General features: G+C 46.2%; 19 protein-coding genes. 10 read left to right on the top strand and 9 right to left on the bottom strand.

Annotated elements, in window-relative coordinates; translation table 11 throughout:
- Positions 1-7: 7 nt before the first annotated feature.
- The 9 genes from ACMXYN_RS15535 to ACMXYN_RS15495 all read left to right on the top strand — a co-directional run bounded on the left by ACMXYN_RS15535 (position 8) and on the right by ACMXYN_RS15495 (position 6,730).
- The gene (locus ACMXYN_RS15535; protein ID WP_415892623.1) at positions 8-838 is read left to right on the top strand and encodes a septal ring lytic transglycosylase RlpA family protein; all 831 of its coding nucleotides are present in this window, start codon (positions 8-10) and stop codon (positions 836-838) included.
- A 104-nt stretch (positions 839-942) separates the two neighbouring features.
- Positions 943-2,100 (top strand): D-alanyl-D-alanine carboxypeptidase family protein, encoded by a 1,158-nt coding sequence (locus tag ACMXYN_RS15530; protein WP_415889375.1) that lies wholly within the window; start codon positions 943-945, stop codon positions 2,098-2,100.
- An 80-nt stretch (positions 2,101-2,180) separates the two neighbouring features.
- Positions 2,181-3,047, top strand: coding sequence for an aminotransferase class IV (locus ACMXYN_RS15525; protein WP_415892622.1), 867 nt, complete (start codon positions 2,181-2,183; stop codon positions 3,045-3,047).
- Between the two features lie 9 nt (positions 3,048-3,056).
- Entirely contained in the window at positions 3,057-3,335 is a 279-nt protein-coding gene (locus tag ACMXYN_RS15520) for a YbeD family protein (protein WP_415882505.1), read from the top strand.
- On the top strand, positions 3,335-3,982 hold the full coding sequence (lipB, locus tag ACMXYN_RS15515; RefSeq protein WP_415892621.1) for a lipoyl(octanoyl) transferase LipB: 648 nt from the start codon (positions 3,335-3,337) through the stop codon (positions 3,980-3,982). Before ACMXYN_RS15520 ends, lipB begins: the two co-directional genes overlap by 1 nt.
- 6 nt (positions 3,983-3,988) lie before the next feature.
- Positions 3,989-4,972, top strand: a complete 984-nt coding sequence (gene lipA / locus ACMXYN_RS15510; protein ID WP_415892620.1) for a lipoyl synthase — start codon at positions 3,989-3,991, stop codon at positions 4,970-4,972.
- Between the two features lie 253 nt (positions 4,973-5,225).
- Positions 5,226-5,663, top strand: a complete 438-nt coding sequence (locus ACMXYN_RS15505; RefSeq protein WP_415892619.1) for an OsmC family protein — start codon at positions 5,226-5,228, stop codon at positions 5,661-5,663.
- A gap of 81 nt (positions 5,664-5,744) precedes the next feature.
- Positions 5,745-6,137, top strand: coding sequence for a hypothetical protein (locus ACMXYN_RS15500; protein WP_415892618.1), 393 nt, complete (start codon positions 5,745-5,747; stop codon positions 6,135-6,137).
- Between the two features lie 20 nt (positions 6,138-6,157).
- Positions 6,158-6,730 (top strand): lysophospholipid acyltransferase family protein, encoded by a 573-nt coding sequence (locus ACMXYN_RS15495; RefSeq protein ID WP_415892617.1) that lies wholly within the window; start codon positions 6,158-6,160, stop codon positions 6,728-6,730.
- Between the two features lie 16 nt (positions 6,731-6,746).
- On the opposite strand, the gene ACMXYN_RS15490 is transcribed toward ACMXYN_RS15495, so the two are convergent.
- The 4 genes from ACMXYN_RS15490 to leuS all read right to left on the bottom strand — a co-directional run bounded on the left by ACMXYN_RS15490 (position 6,747) and on the right by leuS (position 11,307).
- Positions 6,747-7,079, bottom strand: coding sequence for a c-type cytochrome (locus ACMXYN_RS15490; protein ID WP_415892616.1), 333 nt, complete (start codon positions 7,077-7,079; stop codon positions 6,747-6,749).
- 73 nt (positions 7,080-7,152) lie between these two features.
- A complete protein-coding gene (holA, locus tag ACMXYN_RS15485) occupies positions 7,153-8,175 on the bottom strand; it encodes a DNA polymerase III subunit delta (protein ID WP_415892615.1) in 1,023 nt (340 codons plus the stop codon).
- Positions 8,176-8,181: 6 nt separating this feature from the next.
- Positions 8,182-8,691, bottom strand: a complete 510-nt coding sequence (gene lptE, locus ACMXYN_RS15480; RefSeq protein ID WP_415892614.1) for an LPS assembly lipoprotein LptE — start codon at positions 8,689-8,691, stop codon at positions 8,182-8,184.
- Between the two features lie 24 nt (positions 8,692-8,715).
- A complete protein-coding gene (leuS, locus tag ACMXYN_RS15475) occupies positions 8,716-11,307 on the bottom strand; it encodes a leucine--tRNA ligase (RefSeq protein ID WP_415892613.1) in 2,592 nt (863 codons plus the stop codon).
- A gap of 136 nt (positions 11,308-11,443) precedes the next feature.
- On the opposite strand from leuS, the gene ACMXYN_RS15470 reads away from it, so the two are divergent.
- Positions 11,444-11,974, top strand: coding sequence for a zinc ribbon-containing protein (locus ACMXYN_RS15470; RefSeq protein ID WP_415892612.1), 531 nt, complete (start codon positions 11,444-11,446; stop codon positions 11,972-11,974).
- Between the two features lie 9 nt (positions 11,975-11,983).
- Here the strand turns inward: ACMXYN_RS15470 and lnt are convergent, their stop codons facing one another.
- From lnt to miaB, 5 genes are read right to left on the bottom strand one after another with little or no spacing between them, the layout of a single operon-like run.
- Positions 11,984-13,480 (bottom strand): apolipoprotein N-acyltransferase, encoded by a 1,497-nt coding sequence (gene lnt, locus ACMXYN_RS15465; RefSeq protein ID WP_415892611.1) that lies wholly within the window; start codon positions 13,478-13,480, stop codon positions 11,984-11,986.
- 5 nt (positions 13,481-13,485) lie between these two features.
- A complete protein-coding gene (locus ACMXYN_RS15460; RefSeq protein ID WP_415892610.1) occupies positions 13,486-14,322 on the bottom strand; it encodes an HlyC/CorC family transporter in 837 nt (278 codons plus the stop codon).
- A gap of 22 nt (positions 14,323-14,344) precedes the next feature.
- Entirely contained in the window at positions 14,345-14,800 is a 456-nt protein-coding gene (ybeY, locus tag ACMXYN_RS15455) for an rRNA maturation RNase YbeY (RefSeq protein ID WP_415892609.1), read from the bottom strand.
- On the bottom strand, positions 14,797-15,789 hold the full coding sequence (locus tag ACMXYN_RS15450; protein ID WP_415892608.1) for a PhoH family protein: 993 nt from the start codon (positions 15,787-15,789) through the stop codon (positions 14,797-14,799). The genes ybeY and ACMXYN_RS15450 overlap by 4 nt, the downstream gene beginning before the upstream one ends.
- A gap of 4 nt (positions 15,790-15,793) precedes the next feature.
- Positions 15,794-17,158, bottom strand: a complete 1,365-nt coding sequence (miaB, locus tag ACMXYN_RS15445; RefSeq protein ID WP_415889359.1) for a tRNA (N6-isopentenyl adenosine(37)-C2)-methylthiotransferase MiaB — start codon at positions 17,156-17,158, stop codon at positions 15,794-15,796.
- Positions 17,159-17,383: the final 225 nt, after the last annotated feature.

The following is a 17,383-nucleotide window of genomic DNA, read 5'->3' as shown; positions in this document are numbered from 1 at the left end:
GTAGGCTATGCTGCAAAAAATTGGTCTAGTTCTATTGGCAATTGCTTTGGTCGGCTGTTCTTCTACGAGCAACACCACCAATAGTGGCCGCTATTCTATGCGTCACGACAAAGCACCTGATCGTCCAGTAGATGTATCTCATGTAAAAGATGCGGTGCCAAAAGTAGAGCCAAAGAGTCGTGGGGGCAATAAAAGTCCTTATACGGTATTTGGTAAACAGTATTGGGTGATGAATAGCTCGTTGGGTTACAACGAAACGGGTACAGCATCTTGGTACGGCAAGAAGTTCCATGGTCATAAAACCTCTAACGGTGAAGTTTATGACATGTATAAGATGTCGGCGGCGCATAAATCTTTGCCTATCCCGACTTATTTAAAGGTTACTAACTTGGCGAATAATCGTCAGGTGATTGTAAGGGTTAATGATCGTGGCCCTTTCCACGGTAACCGAGTTATTGATCTTTCGTATGCTGCGGCATCCAAGTTAGATATTCTGAAACACGGTACAGGTAAGGTTCGTTTAGAAGCGATTGATCCCCGAGCGTGGCAGAAATCTGGTGCGGTTGTAGCGGCTGCACCACAGTCGGCTGCCAATATTGCCGGGCGCTACCTGCAAGTGGGTGCTTACTCCAATAGAGATTCGGCAGAATATGTGGAAAGCCAGCTGCGTCCACTGCTACCGGAACTGGCGGTATTGATTCGTCCAACGACGACCAATAACCGTACTTTATACCGTGTACAGATTGGGCCATTGAAGCAGGATACTTCGCTGATGGAATTAACTCAAAAAGTTGAGCAGATGGGGCATAAGAACCCTAGGCTGGTGGACTTCCCTTAAGCGCTTGAGTAGAGTTATCCACGGCGTTTAAGTGGACTTTTTAAAACCTAAGAAAATGATGATCTGGCGGGTCTTCATTTCTAAAAAATAGATTCTGGAAAACAATGTTTAATAAGGCTTCCAAGTTTTTTTCTGTACTGTTTTTGACTCTGTTTGCATTCCAAGTGCATGCGGTTGCGCGTCTAATTCCGGCAGAACCTCAAATCGCTGCGACAGCTTATCTGGTGATGGATGCAGACACCGGCAAGATTATCGCATCTAAAAATGAGAATGAACGTTTTGCGCCAGCCAGTCTGACAAAAATGATGACGGCTTACATTCTCGAATATGAGCTAACAAAAGGTAATGTTGCTGAAGATGACCTTGTGCTCGTAAGTGAAAAAGCTTGGCGTACGCAAGGTTCACGTATGTTTATCCGTGAGGGTACTCAGGTACGTCTTGGCGATTTGATGAAAGGTATTGTTATCCAGTCAGGAAACGATGCGTCTGTCGCTGCAGCTGAACATATTGCAGGTAGCGAAGCAGCATTTGCGGATCTAATGAATCAGCATGCACGCCTTCTAGGCATGGATAACACGCATTTCGAAAACTCGACGGGTCTTCCGGGCGATAACCATGTTTCTTCTGCATTTGACCTAGCCTTGCTTGCTAAAGCGATTATTCAGGATTTTCCTCAGCACTACGGTATGTACTCCGAGAAGTACTTCACTTACAACAAAATTCGTCAGCCAAACCGTAATAAACTGTTATGGCGCGATAAGACTGTAGATGGCTTAAAAACTGGTTATACAGATGCAGCAGGCTATTGCTTGGTTGCATCAGCTAAGCGCGACGGTATGCGTTTGATCTCGGTTGTTTTAGGTACGAGCGATGAAGAAGCACGTGCACGTGAGAGCCAGAAATTACTGTCTTATGCATTCCGTTATTACCGTACACACAAGCTATACGAGCGTAATGTTGTACTAAATACCTCTAAGGTATGGTCAGGTGTATCTGATCAGCTTCGTATGGGTATCGAAGATTCACTGACAGTGACCATCCCGCGCGGTCAGGCAGATAAATTACAAGCTACAATGGATGTGGACAAAGTGATCACAGCACCGATCGAGAAAGGTCAGGAGCTGGGTAAAGTCCGCGTTACTTTAGATGGTGAATTGGTAACGGAAGTACCATTAGTAGCGATGGAAGCCGTGCCAGAAGCAGGCTTATTAAAGCGTATCTGGCATGCCATCCTACTGTTCTTTACCAGCTTAATTGGCTAAACGCATTTAGCGTAGCCCTTTAAAATTGCACGGATGCCCACATCTATATACGTAGATGTGGGCATTTGCGTTTAGGTGATATGAATACAGTCTATCTGAATGGCGAGTTCATCCCTGCAGAGGAAGCGAAAATATCGGTTTTTGACCGTGGCTTTCTGTTTGGGGACAGTGTTTATGAGGTGGTTCCGTACTATCAGGGGATAGGGTTTCGTCTACAGGAGCATGTTGATCGTTTAGAGCATAGTTTGCGCGCAGTGCGGATCAAAAGTGACTGCGATTGGGTTGCCATAATGAATCAGCTAGTTGAGCTGAATGGGGGCGGCAATCTATCGGTATATCTTCAGGTCACACGGGGAAGTGCTGGTAAACGTAGTCATGGTTACGATGATAGTTTAGAACCGACCATTTTTGCCTGTTGCTCGCCGATCAAAGATATCTGGCAAGCGGGCTGTGATGATGTTGTGCCGTTGAAAGCGATTGTTACAGAAGATCTACGCTGGCATCGCTGCGATATTAAATCCACTTGCTTGCTACCTAATATATTGGTGTTACAGCAAGCCAAAGATGAAGGGGTGGATGAGGCGCTGTTCTCCCGTGATGATAGATTAACAGAGGGCTCAGCCTGTAACCTATTTTTGGTGAAGCGCGGAGTTCTTTATACCCCTAAGCGCAGCTCAGAGATTTTAGGTGGCATCACCCGAGAACTCATTCTCGAATTGTCAGACCAGTATGCGATCCAATATCAGGAGATTGATATTGATTATGATAAGTTATTGGCTGCGGATGAAGTTTGGGTGTCCAGTTCCACCCGAGGTATAGTGCCTATAATTGAGGTTGATGGCCATCAGATCGGTGATGGCCAGAAAGGTCCGGTTTGGCGGAAAATTTTTGAAAAGTTTTCTGAGTATCAACGCCAGTTGATGACCGGTAAGCCAACAGAGAATTAGAAAGAGTTTATGACAGACAAGCAGCAAGAACCGCCAAAGATCGAATTTCCATGTCCTGACTATCCAATTAAAGTCGTTGGGGTAAATAGTGAAGATTTTCGCGGTCACGTTATCGAAATTGTGCAGATTCATGTTCCGGATCTGGATATCTCTCAGGTAACTTTGCAGGATAGCCGTAAAGGCACATTCCAATCCGTGCGTTTTAAAATTACAGCGCAGAGTGTCGAGCAGCTTAAAGCTCTACATGAAGCGTTAATCGCGTCTGATCGCGTAAAAATGGTGATCTGATGAACCCTGATCAGCTAATTGTCAGGGATTTAGGCTTACAGCCTTACGAACCAACATGGCAGCGGATGCAGAATTTTACTAATGAGCGCGATGACTCAGTAGTGGATGAAATTTGGTCGCTGCAACATGAACCTGTGTTTACGCAGGGGCAAGCAGGTAAAGAGGAGCACTTGCTGGGTACGGGTGATATCCCGGTTGTTCAGGTGGATCGTGGCGGTCAAGTCACCTATCACGGCCCTGGGCAGGCAATTGTTTATCTACTGCTGAATTTGAAACGTAAAAAATTAGGTGTGCGCGAGCTGGTTTCAATTATGGAAGAGTCCATTGTTGAAACAGTCCAGTCCTATGGTATAGACGCTTACGCTAAGCCGGACGCGCCCGGCGTCTATGTGGATAATAGTAAAATAGCATCCTTAGGCCTTAGGGTTCGCCGAGGTTGCTCTTTCCATGGTTTGGCATTTAACCTAGCTATGGATCTAGAACCCTTTTTAAGAATCAACCCATGTGGCTATGCCGGTATGGCGATGACACAACTTGACGCGTTAACTTCTGACCTTGATCAGGTTGAGGCAACGCAGCGTCTTCTGGATATCCTTATTACCAAGCTAGGATATAAAGAAGTCACTCGACAAACTACTCTGGATTAAGCCTAGATGTCATTAGATAACAATAACGAAGTAAAGAAGAAGCGGGTAGAGCAGGGCGTTAAATTGCGTGGCGCCGACAAAGTTGATCGAATTCCAATTAAGGTAATTCCAACTGAGAAAGAAGATATGCCACGTAAGCCAGATTGGCTACGTGTGCGGATGGGATCAAGTGCAAAAGTGGACAGTATCAAACAGAAGCTGCGTAAGCATAAGCTAGCGTCTGTTTGTGAAGAGGCTAGCTGCCCAAACTTAGGCGAATGCTTTAGCCACGGTACAGCGACCTTTATGATTATGGGTGATATCTGCACCCGTCGTTGTCCATTCTGTGATGTAGCTCACGGCCGTCCAAATGCGCTAGACGAGAACGAGCCTAGAGAGATGGCAGAAGCGATCGCGGATATGGAGTTGCGTTATGTTGTAGTAACTTCAGTTGACCGTGATGACCTGCGTGACGGTGGTGCTCAACACTTTGCTAACTGTGTGAGCGAAACGCGCCAGCGTATTCCATCTATCGAGATGGAGATCCTAGTACCTGACTTCCGTGGCCGTATGGATATCGCGATCGATATTCTTACCGAAACACCACCTGATGTGTTTAACCACAATATGGAAACTGTACCACGCTTATACAAAGCGGTACGTCCTGGTTCTGACTACGAATGGTCTCTACGCTTGTTGAAAAAGTACAAAGCGAAGAACCCAGAAGTACGTACCAAGTCTGGCTTGATGGTGGGCATTGGTGAAACCAATGAAGAGATCATCGAGGTAATGAAAGACCTACGTGCTCATGATGTAGATATGCTGACAATCGGTCAATATCTACAACCAAGCCGTTCACACCTTAAGGTAGAGCGCTTTGTGACGCCTGAAGAGTTTGATGAGTTTAGCCGCATTGCAAAAGAACTTGGCTTCAAACATGCAGCTTGCGGACCTCTTGTTCGCTCCTCTTACCATGCCGATCTACAAGCGAAGGGTGAAAAGGTAGGTTAATGTCCCTCCTTTAACTTTAAGTTATCCACAAAGGCCGTTCTTAGAACGGCCTTTTTGATTGCTAGCGGCCCGAGCTTATTCCAGCGCAGGCAGGAATCAATATTAGGTTTTGGTAGTTATAGCTGATATTGGTTCTTAGGTCCGCTGCTCTTATAGCTATTTGTTCTTATCTTTATAACTTAAAAATCTATATATTAGATAAGTCTAATATTAATACTGCCTTAGGCAGTAAAGATTAAAACTAAGGTTAATTATGAGTACTAAAACCATCTCTGTGACTGCCAATATGACTTCGGGTTGGGCTATCCACGCGGATATCCGTGACCATAAAGTAACGATCGATCAACCGCAGGCGAGCGGTGGCACCAATGAAGGCCCTACACCACTTGAGTACTTCCTATTCTCTTTAGCGGGTTGTATCGGCTCAATTGCACGAATAGCTGCTAATCAGGAAAAGATCGAGCTGCGTAGTATGCAGATCCAAGTCGATGGTGATCTAAACCCAATGGGGCTTATGGGCAAAGAAACTGAAGATCGTGTAGGCTTTCAGACGATTAGCGTTCAAGCAAAGATCGATGCTGATCTGAGTGAAGCCGAGAAACAAGCGTTCTTAGATAGAGTTTGTGTACGTTGTCCGCTGCACGACAATATTAAGTTGGAAACTGAGGTTCTACATCAATATATCGGGTAGGATTTTCGAATGAGTTGTCGTAACTTTTAAGGTTTAAATTAGGGCATTAACTCCTTAGCGGCAACTCGTTATACTGCCCTTATGATCAAATTTCTAACGCCTCTTATCGTATTAGTGCTATCGGGTTGTACTCAAAATGTGCAGCCAAAAAGCACACCTACCCAACTTGATCAAATCACCGTAACTAATCTATCCAATCACACGTTATCTAGTGTACGGATCGAAGTGATATCCACACGAAGTAAAATTGTCTGTGAGCAGGTTGCTCCAAATGGTTTTTGCGCTTTCCGATTTAAAGCGCGACCTTTGCGTGGGGAGACAGCACAGGTCGATTGGCAGATTGGCGATCAGAAATGGTATGAGTCAATCAGTGCTAAGGATTTAGAAATTTCGAAGGATTGGCATCAGGTAAAGTTAAACCTGACGCTAACTGCTGATGGTCAGGCTAAAATAATAGCTGTTGAGTCCCATTAAACGCATTTATCGGGGATGTAATGTTACATAAAACGATGTTTTCCACCCCTGTGGTTCAGCCTTGTTTGCGCTGGTTCTCTCGAACTGTATTAAAACTGTTGGGCTGGAAGGTTGTGGGCAATATCCCCAAAGAGTTAAAGCAGTGCATTGTGATTGGCGCTCCCCATACCACTAATTGGGATATGCCGTTTAGCTTGATGGTCGCTTTTTCACTCGATGTGCCGCTCTATTGGGTGGGAAAGGATAGTATCTTTAAATTTCCTTTTGGCGGTTTGATGCGATGGATGGGAGGAATTCCGGTTGACCGCAGCAAGTCGAACAATATGGTTGAAGCAACGGTTCAACAGTTTGTTCAGCACGCTGAACTGCGGATTATGATGTCCCCTGAAGGCACACGCTCTAAAGTGGATAAATGGAAATCCGGTTTCTACTATATTGCTCATGGGGCAGGTGTGCCGATTGCCTTGGGCTTTATCGATTACAAGCAGAAGAAGGCAGGAGTGTTAGGTAGCTTCGAAACCAGCGGCGATTATGCGGCTGATTTGGCAAAGATTTTTGAACAATATGGGGATTATCTACATCCCACTCAGTAATAAGGTAAAGGGGCGCTTACTTAGCTGTCATATGTGAATGCTGAAGTTTAACTACATATTGAGCTACAGCATCTGCTTGTTTTTCTGAAAGCTGATCAAAAACCGGCATGCTGTGTTTTTCTTTGTTGTAGCCGTATTTGATCATCAAAATAATCTTATACGCTTCCATTGGTTCCTTTCCGGCAAATTTTTCCATATATGCACCGGGGCCGTGTTTGGTATGACATTCTTTGCAGTAGTAACCATATAGATCCTCTCCAGATTTCATTCGCTCCGGCGGAATCTCTCTGTCGCAGCCACATAGTAGAAGTGCTGTTGTACAAATAAAGCCTAGGGCAAGTGGGCGCATGGTTATCTATCTCATTGATATATAACCGCATCATAGCTGATGAAGAGTAGTGAAACTAGGTGCTCTTGAATGCTTAATTAGAAAGTGCGAGAGCTTGCCCGGCTAATGTTAGCGAGATAGAAGTCAGCAGTAACCAAACGTCGCCAACAGCCATACCTTTAACGATCTTATCAACTTCGGCGCATTGCTGTAGGGCTTGGTTGATCTGAACACCGCTAATACGTTGTGAGGCTTTACGCGCTAAAGGCTTGCGTTTACCCCAGATGCGTTCGCGTTGGCAGACTGCATCGAAGGATTGGCCGTTGTTTTGTGCCTGTTGGATCGCTGCTATGGAGCGAAGTTCTTTTGATAGAGCCCAGAGTACCACAGGAGGCTCAGTACCATCTTGTCGTAATACTTGCAGGATCTTACAGCAGCGTGAGGCTTGACCTTGTAGGGCTGCATCAGAAAGACCGTAGATATCATAGCGGGAGCTATCAGATACGGCATTGATAACATCGTCTGCAGTGACGACTTGGTTAGGGAACAGTAAGCTGAGTTTGCTTAGTTCCTGTTTTGCTGCCAGTAGGTTGCCTTCAATACGGTCACACAGCAGCTGATTTGCTTCATCGTCTAGTTTAAGTTCGATCTGTGCGGCGCGCTGACGAATCCAGTTGGGTAGCTGCTCTGCTTCTACAGGCCATACTTCAACAATTACACCGGTGCTATCGATTGCTTTAAACCAGGCGCTCTTTTTAGCAGTGCCATCGAGTTTGTCGGCAATAATAAGCAGGATGTTATCCGGTGCTGGATTATTGAGGTATTCGCGTAGAATCTCGCTGGATTTCTTATTTAGCTTGCTGCTACCAAGGCGTAGCTCGATAATCTTCTTTTCCGCAAACAGTGAAAGTGCGTTGGCGCATTCGAGCAGGTACTCCCAGCTGAAACTGCCATCAACATGTAGAACCTCGCGTTCGCTAAAGCCTTGTTGTTTTAAGTGTTGACGCAGAAGATCGCTACTCTCTTCTAAAAGTAGAGGCTCATCACCGGTAATAAAATAAACCGGTGATAACCCTTTTTTTAGATGACCGCTAAGTTGCTCTGGGCGCAGTTTCATACAGGCTTATTGAGCGCTGTTTGTGGCCAGATAGCGGCGAAGAATCGATTGCGCAACGGAGTTATAAAGCTCGCGGCGCAAAAGCTCTTCTTGTTCGGCACTCGCTGCTGCTGCGTCTTTATCATAGGTATAAAGACGCTCGCGCTGGATCATAATGTCAGAAGTAATAGGTGTCCCCTGTTGATCTGCTACTAGCACTACAATTTCTACAGATAGCTCGTACTCATCAACATCAGCACTGCTACTGATCGTCGCAGCACGACGTTTATAGCGATGATTGCTTAGTTGGATCTGATAAGGTGCACCAGTGACTTCTTTGATGCCATTGAACTTCATGTTCTGCCGTAAGTTCCTGAGCAGTTCACCATTGGCATTGCCTGGGATAATCGTTACTTGCTGTTTGTCTGCGGAGACTTCTTGAGCACCACGTAGCTGAAAGCCACATGCGCTCATGAAGCCACACAGAGTGAGCAACAGAATGATTTTTCCAGTCAATGATTGCCATTGTTTGATCATGATCTGCTCCTTAATTCGCACTAATTAACCAACTACGATGTTCACTAGACGGCCAGGCACAACAATCTTCTTACGGATTGTTTTGTCTGCCATATGCTTTTGAACATTTTCGTCAGCTAGCGCTGTGTGTAGAACAACATCTTCGTCTGCATCCGCAGCAACGTTGATCTTCGCACGAACTTTACCATTAACCTGTACAACCAGTTGAATGGTGTCTTGAACAAGTGCGCTTTCGTCAACTTGCGGCCAAGCTGCTGTTAGAGCATCATCTTCGTTACCTAGTTCGATCCAAAGCTGGTGGCTGATGTGCGGAACAATTGGGCCTAGTAGCAGTACTGCTGCTTCTAGAGCTTCTTGCATTACCGCTCGGCCTTGTTCGCTGATATCAACAAACTTAGCGATCGTGTTAGACAGTTCCATCACTGCAGCGATGGCTGTGTTGAATGTCTGGCGGCGCTCCATATCGTCAGATACTTTCTGAATCGTTGAGTGAACTTTCAGACGCAGCTCTTTCTGAACATCAGTTAGGCTATCTTTATCAATAGCAACAGTAGAACCGCCAACTTTTAGATGATCGTGAACTTGTTTCCATAGGCGTTTAAGGAAGCGGTGAGCACCTTCAACACCTGTGTCAGACCACTCTAGAGACTGCTCTGGTGGCGCTGCGAACATCATGAATAGGCGAACCGTATCAGCGCCGTATTTGTCGATCATCACCTGAGGATCGATGCCGTTGTTCTTAGACTTAGACATCTTAGACATACCGTCATGCTGTAGTGCCTGACCGGTCGTGCGATGAGCTGCGCTAACTACGCGACCTTTCTCATCAGTTTTGATGTCAACGTCGGATGGTGAAACCCAAACCTGACCACCGTTCTCATCTTCATGGAAGAAGCTGTCAGCCAATACCATGCCTTGGCAAAGTAGGCGCTTGAATGGCTCATCGCTATCAACCAGACCTTCATCACGCATCAACTTGTGGAAGAAACGTGAGTAAAGCAGGTGAAGAATCGCGTGCTCGATACCACCGATATACTGATCTACTGGAAGCCAGTAGTTCGCTTTTTCAGGCTCAAGCATGGCATATTCGCTGCTACGAGAAGCATAACGCGCGTAGTACCAAGAAGATTCCATGAATGTATCGAATGTATCGGTTTCGCGCTCAGCTGGGCTGCCACAGTTAGGACACGTTGTGTTGATGAAGCTTTCCATCTTCTTGATTGGAGAGCCGCTGCCATCAAACTCAACTTCTGTCGGTAGTACAACTGGAAGCTGATCTTCTGGTACAGGTACAGCACCACAGCTCGTACAGTTGATGACAGGAATTGGTGCACCCCAGTAGCGCTGACGAGATACGCCCCAGTCACGTAGACGGAAGTTAACGGTAACTTTACCTTTGCCTTTCGCTTCTAGGTCAGATGCGATCGCTTTAAAGGCAACGTCGAATTCAAGATCGTCGTAAGCGCCAGAGTTAACCAAAGCGCCTTTTTCTGTGTACGCTTCAACGCTTAGATCAACGTCTGTATCGTCTAGTGGGCGGATAACTTGTTTGATATCCAAACCGTACTTAGTTGCGAATTCCCAGTCACGCTGATCGTGGCCTGGAACAGACATAACTGCGCCAGAACCGTAATCCATCAATACGAAGTTTGCAGTCCAGACAGGTACTTCTTCACCGGTAAGCGGGTGAGTGGCAGTGATCCCAAGCGCCATACCTTTCTTTTCCATCGTTGCCATATCTGCTTCGGCAACTTTAACGTTTTTGCACTCTTCAACAAATGCTGCAAGCTCTGGATTGTTTTCAGCAGCTTTAAGTGCAAGTGGGTGTTGAGCCGCAACGGCAACATAAGTCACACCCATTAGTGTGTCTGGACGCGTTGTGAAGACTTCTAGCTCACCGTAACCGTCAACGTCGAACATTAGTTCAACACCTTCAGAGCGGCCGATCCAGTTCTTCTGCATAGTGCGAACCTGCTCTGGCCATTGATCTAGTTTGTCTAGATCTTCCAGTAGCTGGTCTGCGTAATCGGTGATTTTAAGGAACCACTGAGGGATCTTCTTACGCTCAACTAGCGCACCTGAGCGCCAGCCGCGACCATCAATAACCTGCTCGTTGGCAAGTACTGTTTGGTCAACAGGGTCCCAGTTTACTTCAGCTTCTTTCTTGTAAACTAAGCCTTTGTCCATCAGCTTAGTGAAGAACCATTGTTCCCAGCGGTAATACTCTGGGTGACACGTTGCTAGTTCACGGTTCCAGTCGTAACCAAAGCCCATCTGCTGTAGCTGGTTACGCATGTAATCGATGTTTTCATAGGTCCATTTTGCTGGCGCAACGTTGTTTTTCATCGCTGCGTTTTCTGCTGGAAGACCGAAAGCGTCCCAACCCATTGGTTGAAGTACGTTTTTACCCTGCATGCGTTGGTAACGAGAAACTACATCGCCAATGGTGTAGTTACGAACATGGCCCATGTGGAGGCGTCCACTTGGGTAAGGGAACATAGACAGGCAGTAGAATTTTTCTTTCTGCAGATCTTCTTCACATTTGAAGCTGTCGTTATCTTGCCAGTGTTTCTGGATGGCTTGTTCAATCTTCTGAGGGCGATATTGTTCGTTCATGTTCGTGAATCGTTATGCCTATGATGAAAAACCGGCATCCAATTGACGCCGGTTAATAAAAGTTTGCTAATTGGGGCATAGCATACAATATATACAAGAGGGCAAACAGCATTTCTGCTAAAAACGAGGTGGTTTTATGGGCGCGGATAGCGATAAGAAAACGAAACTGGCTTCAACAGACTATGACAGAGTGCTCCTGCGACTAACTAAGGATCTGAAAACATCAGAAGCTAGATCTTGGGATCTATTGCAGGAGAAAATCCACGATGCTGTGGAGTTGGAGCTGGCAGCAGAGGATATGACCCGGGATGAGCTGGATCTGCTGAAAGCTTACTTGGCTCGAGACCTTAAGACATTGGGTTACTATGCCCATGAAACAGGTGCAGGGATTGCTGCGTGGCTCAAATTTGATCTAAATGCTTTAGAGCATACCTTTGCTGAACAACTTAAGTTGATTGCAGATCAAACCCGCATTGGGCAAGAGTTGTTACGAGAGTGTTTGGATCACGATGAGGATCAGTACATTGCTGGTGAGTTGGCTACAGTAGGGACACTGCAGTGTTTAAACTGTTCAACTCAGTTTGTTTTAAAGAAAACAGAAAAACTTGAGCCTTGTCAGGCCTGTGGAAAAACGTTCTTTAAGCGAGTTTCTCAACCTTGGCCATAACCAATAGTTTTAACTGAAATCGGGGTAGGGATTGTCTTGCAGGGCTAGCTGATGGCGCCCTAGCCCGAACAGAGTAAACAGTCCTGCTAAGACTAGGATCGGTAGTGATCCAAACTTCTGAAAAGGCGTCAAGCCTTGCATGCTAAAAACTTGTGTTCGTAAAACGCCTGCTTGGAACTGTGGGAGTTGTTCTACGATCTGCCCTTGTGGATCGATAATGCCGGTTAGGCCATTATTGGTTCCTCGGATCAGCCAGCGACCATTTTCTACTGCTCTGACTCGGGCAATCTGCATATGTTGAGCCGGTGCGATGGACGCGCCAAACCAGGTATCGTTAGACACAGTAAGCAATATGTCTGCATTTAACGAGTTCTTTCTAACCAGTTCTGGATAGGCAATTTCGTAGCAGATTGCGGCACTGATCTTTTGGTTCGCAACCGATAGTAAAGGCTGCTCCCCTTGCGGTAGTGAGAAGCTCGACATTGGCAAATTAAAGAAGTCGAGCAGGCCTCTAACCTGCGTTTCCATCGGCACGTATTCACCAAAGGGCACTAGGCGTTGTTTGTGGTAGATGCCGCTGCCCGTGGTTAGAATCGCCAAGCTGTTATGAACGCGATAGCCTTTAGGGTGGCTGTTGTCTCTTGTCGTGCTAGGAAGGCCGCTGATTAATGTCGCTCCATTACTATCAAGATCGCTCAGTAATTCAGCTAACGGCGTAGCTGCATGTTGGAACAGTGCAGGAATGGCTGTTTCAGGCCAGAGCATGAGCTCAGCGTCGATATGAGGTTGAGATAGCTTGATATATTTGGCGAGGATCTCAGGACGATATTCAGGATTCCATTTAATTTGCTGCGGGATATTAGGTTGAACAATTGCGACTTTTAGGGCGTTGTCCGTCGCAATTGTCCATGGATGTATAGATAGCATACTGGCTATCAACGGCAGTGGCAGCAGTAACAAGGGGCGTAGATTTCGACTACGAATAAATTCGGCTGCAGCAATCGCTGTTGCAAGCATGGCAAAGCTTGCTAGCCATACACCGCCTATAGGTAAAAGATTCTGGAATGGCGTATCTAAAGCTGCGTTACCTAAATATAGCCAAGGGAAGCCGGTGAATAGCCAGCTACGTATCCACTCAAACAGTATCCAACAGCCAATAAAACTCAGTGCTTGGAAGCGGGCAGAGAAGAGCTTTTTCCAAACGAACTGCTGCAGCGCAAAGAGAAGGGCTAGGCCTGCCACGAAAAGTGCGGTTAAGGTGACAGCAATAGGCAGAGGGGTATGGCTATGTTCATGAATGCTGACAAATACCCAAGACGCGCCGGTTCCAAAGAAGCCAAGGCCAAAGAGATAACCAAGCCAGCTGCTTTGCTTTACCGAGCGGTTTCGGCTGCAAAGAAACAGAACCGCCGGAGGCAGTAAGGCTAAATAGGGCGTATTAAAGGGTGCTAAGGAGGGGGCAATCAATGCCCCTGCAAGCAAAACAAGTAGCAGTTGCAGAGGCATAATAATTATCCGTTACGGCTTACCTGTAATAAGCGGATACGACGAGTGTCAGCAGACAAGATCTTAAACTGGAAATTTTCGATCTCGACGCTTTCATCTTTCTTCGGCATGCGGCCGAATTTTTGCGTGACTATACCGCCAATCGTATCGAACTCTTCTTCGGTGAATTCTGTATCAAAGTACTCGTTAAAATCATCGATAGGCGTTAGTGCTTTAACGATAAAGGCATTCTCATCGAATGGTTTGATGTTGCCATCATCCTCTTCGCTATCATGCTCATCTTCAATTTCACCCACGATCTGTTCCAAAACATCTTCGATGGTAATTAGACCAGACACACCACCGTACTCATCCATCACGATTGCCATGTGATTACGGGTAACACGGAACTCTTTTAGGAGAATGTTAAGGCGTTTAGATTCAGGGATGAAGGTTGCTGTGCGCAGCTTGCTTTTAAGATCAAACTGGTCGAGGTTACCTTCTAAGATCAGTGGTAGGAGGTCTTTTGCGAGCAGGACACCAAGGATTTCATCTGGCGTTTCTCCGATCACTGGGAAGCGAGAGTGCGCGCTTGAAATAATAACCGGTAGGAACTCTTTAGGTGTTTGATCCGCTTCCACAACTACCATTTGTGAGCGGGGAATCATTACATCACGAACCTGCATATCAGATACTTGCATGGCACCTTCCATAATGGTCAGTGCTTCGTTATCTAGCAGATTTTCGTCGGTCGCTTGACGCAAATCGGTTAACAGATCCTCACGGCTGCGAGGTTCATCATTAAACGCTTGGGAAAGCTTTTCTAACCAGCCTTTCGGCTGTCCCGATCGATCTTCGCTCATGGTGTGTTGATAGTCCTGATATTTAGTTACTTTCCAGATAAGGATCTTTAATATCCATACTGGCGAGAATTTTTCGTTCGAGATTTTCCATCTCTTCGGCTTCTTCATCATTTATATGATCGAAACCGATTAGATGCAAGCAGCCATGCACAACCATGTGGGTCCAATGGTCAAACAAAGGCTTTTTTTGCTCCTCTGCTTCTTTAGCAACCACGTCGGCACAGATAACCAGATCGCCTAGAAGATGAAGGGGCACGCCTTCTGGGACTTCAAAAGGGAAGGAGAGGACGTTAGTTGGTTTGTCTTTATCGCGATAAGTGCGGTTGAGCGTTTGGCTCTCTTCCGGTGTCACTATGCGGATGCAAACTTCGCCTTCATCGATCTGACCAGCAAGTGCAGCGGATATCCATTGCTGAAACTGCGCTTCTGTTGGTAGATCGCCTTCAATTTCGTATTGAACTTCGCATTCAAAACTCATTTGTGGGAATCCTGCTTGCCTTCTTTTTTCTCAAAGCGGTCATAAGCACGGACGATGTGCTGAACCAGAGGGTGACGCACGACGTCTTTAGCAGTGAAGTGGGTGAAACCGATATCTTTTACATCGTCCAGCACTTGCATTGCGTGGATCAAACCTGAACGTGTGCCTTTAGGTAGATCTACCTGAGTGATGTCACCGGTAATAACTGCAGTGGAACCAAAACCTATACGTGTCAGGAACATCTTCATCTGTTCGCGCGTGGTGTTCTGACTCTCATCCAGGATAACGAATGAATTGTTAAGGGTACGACCACGCATATAGGCCAGAGGCGCAACTTCGATTACATTGCGCTCAATTAGTTTACCTACACGTTCAAACCCTAGCATCTCATACAGCGCGTCATAGAGAGGGCGCAGGTATGGATCAACTTTTTGGCTGAGATCGCCGGGCAGGAAGCCTAGCTTCTCACCAGCTTCTACAGCTGGGCGAACCAATAAGATGCGATCGACTTCCTCGCGTTCTAAGGCATCAACCGCACAGGCAACGGCAAGGTAGGTTTTACCTGTACCCGCAGGGCCAATACCGAAATTGATATCGTGCTGAAGGATCGAGCGTACATAGCCTTGCTGGTTTTCACCGCGAGGGCGGATCAACGCTTTTTTCGTACGGATACTGATATCCGTATCTTTAATCTGTTGATTGCTATTACGCTGTTCTAGACCGCTTTCTTGAATTAGAAGGTGGATCTGGTCTGGTGAGATACGTTGGTCCTGTTTAGCGTCGTTATAGAGTGCTTCAAGCATTTCTGAAACGAAAGTGATGTTTTCGATATCACCCAGTAGTTGGAAATGATTGCCGTGGTTACGGATCTCAATGCCTAAACGTTTCTCAACTAGTTTGTAGTGCTCGTTGAACGGGCCACCAAGGTTCGCTAAAAACTCTGCATTTTCAGGTTCTAGCGTGATTTTGATCGATTGTGCAGTGCTCAACAGCTTAGCCCGCCTTCAAGGAAAAATTGTCGTCCAGTTCTGAACAGATTAGCTCACCTACTAAAGAGTTAGCATACGCTTGAGCAATATTCACATCGGCAAAGTGGCCAATTAGATCTGGGTTATCGCAACGGAAGTTCACAACACGGTTGTTTTCAGTACGACCTGAGAGCAAGCCAGGATCTTTCTTAGAATAGCCGTTAACCAGAATGCGTTGCGTTGTATTGACCATGCGGCGGCTGATCTGCTGAGCATTTTGGATAATGCGGCTTTGCAGAATTTGTAGACGCGCTTTCTTGGTTTCTTCGTCAATATTGTCAGGCAGATCAGATGCTGGAGTACCTGGACGACGGCTGTAGATAAAGCTATAGCTGTTATCAAAACCTATATCTTCGATCAGCTTCATTGTCGCTTCGAAATCAGCGTCAGTTTCATTCGGGAAACCGATGATGAAGTCAGAAGAGATCTCAATATCTGGGCGTGCTTTACGAATACGACGGATCTTAGATTTGTACTCAAGCGCAGTATGGCCACGTTTCATCGCCATTAGAATTTTGTCAGAGCCGCTTTGTACCGGTAGGTGAAGGAAACTCACTAACTCAGGTACATCTTCATAGGCTTCGATTAAGCTGTCTGTAAACTCTACCGGGTGGCTGGTCGTGAATCGAATACGATCAATCCCATCAACCTCTGCTACACAACGGATCAGTTCTGCTAGATCAGCCGTATCGCCATCATGAGTATCGCCGCGGTAGGCGTTTACGTTTTGACCGAGTAGGTTAACTTCGCGCACGCCTTGTTCGGCAAGTTCAACACACTCGGTAATAACATCGTCTAGAGGACGGCTTACTTCTTCACCACGTGTATAAGGTACAACGCAGAATGTGCAGTATTTAGAACAGCCTTCCATCACAGAAACAAAGGCTTCAGCGCCTTCTACTTTAGGGGCTGGCAGGTGATCGAACTTTTCAATTTCAGGGAAAGAAACATCGACAATGCCAACACCACCACTATCCGTTTCAGTAATCATCTCTGGCAAACGGTGAAGTGTCTGCGGGCCGAAAATCATATCAACGTAAGGTGCGCGTTTTAGGATGTTGTCGCCTTCCTGACTGGCTACGCAACCCCCGATACCAATTTTGATATCGGGATTCTTCGCTTTCAGTTTGCGCCAGCGGCCTAGCTGGTGGAATACTTTTTCCTGCGCTTTTTCACGAATCGAACAGGTGTTCAGGAGCAGAACGTCCGCTTCATCAGCGTCCTCAGTAAGCTCAAGATCATGACTTTCCCCCAACAGATCCGCCATACGTGCAGAGTCGTACTCGTTCATCTGACAACCGTGGGTTTTAATAAATAGCTTCTTCGCCATTGTTCACCTGTATTTTGCGTGTATCAAAGCCCGGCAGGAAAATATGGCCGGGTGCATAAAGGACCGCGCATTATACTGAAGCGGCCAGATAATGAACAGTTTAGTCGAGTTGAAATCGGCTCATTTTATCAGTTGTTGTTGCCGTAAAGGCCTTGGTTTTAAAGGGGAATTGCCTAGCAGAGTGATTTGGCTTTGTAATATTGTGGGGAAGAGCATTAATGATGC

Source organism: Neptuniibacter sp. PT8_73 (assembly GCF_047778045.1).
Classification (GTDB): Bacteria; Pseudomonadota; Gammaproteobacteria; order Pseudomonadales; family Balneatricaceae; genus Neptuniibacter.
Note: the sequence above shows the minus strand (reverse complement) of the source record. Positions and strands in the feature narration are given on the sequence as shown.

What these genes read in the sequence shown, in the direction of transcription:
- ACMXYN_RS15535 (WP_415892623.1), top strand. Translation starts at nt 8, where the DNA reads ATGCTGCAAAAAATTGGTCTAGTTCTATTGGCAATTGCTTTGGTCGGC.
- ACMXYN_RS15530 (WP_415889375.1), top strand. Translation starts at nt 943, where the DNA reads ATGTTTAATAAGGCTTCCAAGTTTTTTTCTGTACTGTTTTTGACTCTG.
- ACMXYN_RS15525 (WP_415892622.1), top strand. Translation starts at nt 2,181, where the DNA reads ATGAATACAGTCTATCTGAATGGCGAGTTCATCCCTGCAGAGGAAGCG.
- ACMXYN_RS15520 (WP_415882505.1), top strand. Translation starts at nt 3,057, where the DNA reads ATGACAGACAAGCAGCAAGAACCGCCAAAGATCGAATTTCCATGTCCT.
- lipB (WP_415892621.1), top strand. Translation starts at nt 3,335, where the DNA reads ATGAACCCTGATCAGCTAATTGTCAGGGATTTAGGCTTACAGCCTTAC.
- lipA (WP_415892620.1), top strand. Translation starts at nt 3,989, where the DNA reads ATGTCATTAGATAACAATAACGAAGTAAAGAAGAAGCGGGTAGAGCAG.
- ACMXYN_RS15505 (WP_415892619.1), top strand. Translation starts at nt 5,226, where the DNA reads ATGAGTACTAAAACCATCTCTGTGACTGCCAATATGACTTCGGGTTGG.
- ACMXYN_RS15500 (WP_415892618.1), top strand. Translation starts at nt 5,745, where the DNA reads ATGATCAAATTTCTAACGCCTCTTATCGTATTAGTGCTATCGGGTTGT.
- ACMXYN_RS15495 (WP_415892617.1), top strand. Translation starts at nt 6,158, where the DNA reads ATGTTACATAAAACGATGTTTTCCACCCCTGTGGTTCAGCCTTGTTTG.
- ACMXYN_RS15490 (WP_415892616.1), bottom strand. Translation starts at nt 7,079, where the DNA reads ATGCGCCCACTTGCCCTAGGCTTTATTTGTACAACAGCACTTCTACTA.
- holA (WP_415892615.1), bottom strand. Translation starts at nt 8,175, where the DNA reads ATGAAACTGCGCCCAGAGCAACTTAGCGGTCATCTAAAAAAAGGGTTA.
- lptE (WP_415892614.1), bottom strand. Translation starts at nt 8,691, where the DNA reads ATGATCAAACAATGGCAATCATTGACTGGAAAAATCATTCTGTTGCTC.
- leuS (WP_415892613.1), bottom strand. Translation starts at nt 11,307, where the DNA reads ATGAACGAACAATATCGCCCTCAGAAGATTGAACAAGCCATCCAGAAA.
- ACMXYN_RS15470 (WP_415892612.1), top strand. Translation starts at nt 11,444, where the DNA reads ATGGGCGCGGATAGCGATAAGAAAACGAAACTGGCTTCAACAGACTAT.
- lnt (WP_415892611.1), bottom strand. Translation starts at nt 13,480, where the DNA reads ATGCCTCTGCAACTGCTACTTGTTTTGCTTGCAGGGGCATTGATTGCC.
- ACMXYN_RS15460 (WP_415892610.1), bottom strand. Translation starts at nt 14,322, where the DNA reads ATGAGCGAAGATCGATCGGGACAGCCGAAAGGCTGGTTAGAAAAGCTT.
- ybeY (WP_415892609.1), bottom strand. Translation starts at nt 14,800, where the DNA reads ATGAGTTTTGAATGCGAAGTTCAATACGAAATTGAAGGCGATCTACCA.
- miaB (WP_415889359.1), bottom strand. Translation starts at nt 17,158, where the DNA reads ATGGCGAAGAAGCTATTTATTAAAACCCACGGTTGTCAGATGAACGAG.